Genomic DNA, 1647 nt, shown 5'->3' on the forward strand with positions numbered 1-1647 from the left:
AAGTACAACGCACTGGTCGATGACCTGGTGGCGGATGCGAACGCTGCTCGGCCGGTGACGGCCGGCGGCTCCGGGTCCAGCACGGCGGTCGGTGGCGCGGATAATCTAAGCGCAGCCGGAGCGGACATGGCATCGGCCGCGACTGTCAACCTGGCAAACAGCACAGGTACGCTCGTCAACATCACAGGCACGGTCACGATCACGGCGCTTGGAACCGTGGCGGCAGGCGCTGAGCGCGACCTGGTGTTTGCTGGCGCGCTGACGCTCACGCACAACGCCACCAGCCTCATCCTCCCCGGTGGCGCGAACATCACCACTGCGGCCGGCGATGTGGCGCGCATGCGGTCGCTTGGCGGTGGCAATTGGCGCTGCTTGTCCTACCAGCGAGCGAACGGAGCAGCCATTGCTATCGCGCCAAACACGACCATCGTTACCCCGACGCTGACGCTCAAGCAAAGCGCAGCGCCCACGCCGACGGCAGAGGGTGATATCCAGTGGGACACTGACGAAAACGTGCTTGTCATTGGTGACGGCGCTGCGCAGCAAATATTCGCTCCGCTGCCTGCCTCCGTCGCTGCCGGCGATGTGTTCTACGCCACTGGCGCGAAGGCGCTCGCCCGACTTCCGAAAGGCACCGCTGGCCAGGTTCTGCAAATGAATGCGGGGGTCACGGCGCCCCAGTGGGTGACGCCTGCCTTGAGCAAGTCCTACGAAAGCCCGGCGCAGGCTATTACATCGAGCGGCTCTTTCGCGGTAGCCCACGGCTTCGGGGTAAAGCCGAAGCTAGTCGAAGTGTCGCTTATCTGCGTTACTGCCCAAGGTGGCTTCACCGCTGGTGAGGAGCTTTATATCGGCTCCCCCACTCGCTACGACGGAAACGACGGCAGCGGTTCCTCGGTTGGTTGGACCATGAAAGTGGACACCACTAACATTAGCGTGAAATACGGTAGCAACGTGCTCCCGGCCATCGTCAATTTCACCTCTGCCGCCGACAGCAATCTGTCGGAGGCGAACTGGAACATGGTTGTGAGGGCTTGGGCCTAACACGGCTCACCAAACAAGCCAGGCGATCAAGCGGCTTAGAGTTTCGCTGCTCGCGCATACAGGATGGCGCCCATCGTCAACGGAGCCGTCGATGGACCGGAACTTTGCGCGTTCGCTTGCTCTCGTCCTGAAGTCGGAAGGCGGATGGTCGGACAACGCTGCCGATCCGGGCGGCGCGACGATGAAGGGCGTGACGCTTGCCAACTTCCGTCGGTTCGTCAAAGCCGATGCCACTAAGGCCGATCTGAAGAAGATCAGCGATGAGCAGGTGGCGACGGTTTATCGCCGATTCTATTGGGATGCTGTCGCTGGCGCCGAGTTGCCCGATGGCGTCGACTACGCTGTTTTCGACTTCGCCGTGAACAGCGGGCCGAGCAGGGCGGCGAAGTATCTTCAGGCGGCGTGCGGCGTCGGTGTCGTCCAGGATGGACGCATTGGGCCTGCTACGCTCGCGGCAGTGCGTGCCAAGCCGGCAGGCGTCTTGATCGACACGATCTGCAATGCCCGGCTCAAGTTCCTCGAGCGCCTGCCGACCTGGCCGACCTTCGGGAAGGGGTGGCAGCGGCGCGTCGTGGCCGTGCGCATCCAAGCGATGCTGATGAC

1 protein-coding gene and 1 pseudogene are annotated in these 1647 nt (G+C 63.0%); both read left to right on the forward strand.

Going from position 1 to position 1647, the window contains the following annotated elements; all coding sequences use genetic code 11:
* A pseudogene (locus EOA75_RS32605) lies at nucleotides 1-1044 on the forward strand (hypothetical protein); the annotation flags it as partial.
* 91 nt (nucleotides 1045-1135) lie between these two features.
* Nucleotides 1136-1647: glycosyl hydrolase 108 family protein (locus tag EOA75_RS32610; protein WP_127326118.1), on the forward strand; the 512-nt coding region annotated here is incomplete at its 3' end.

The sequence above is a fragment of the Mesorhizobium sp. M1A.F.Ca.IN.022.07.1.1 genome (genome assembly GCF_003997575.1).
Taxonomy (GTDB): Bacteria; Pseudomonadota; Alphaproteobacteria; order Rhizobiales; family Rhizobiaceae; genus Mesorhizobium.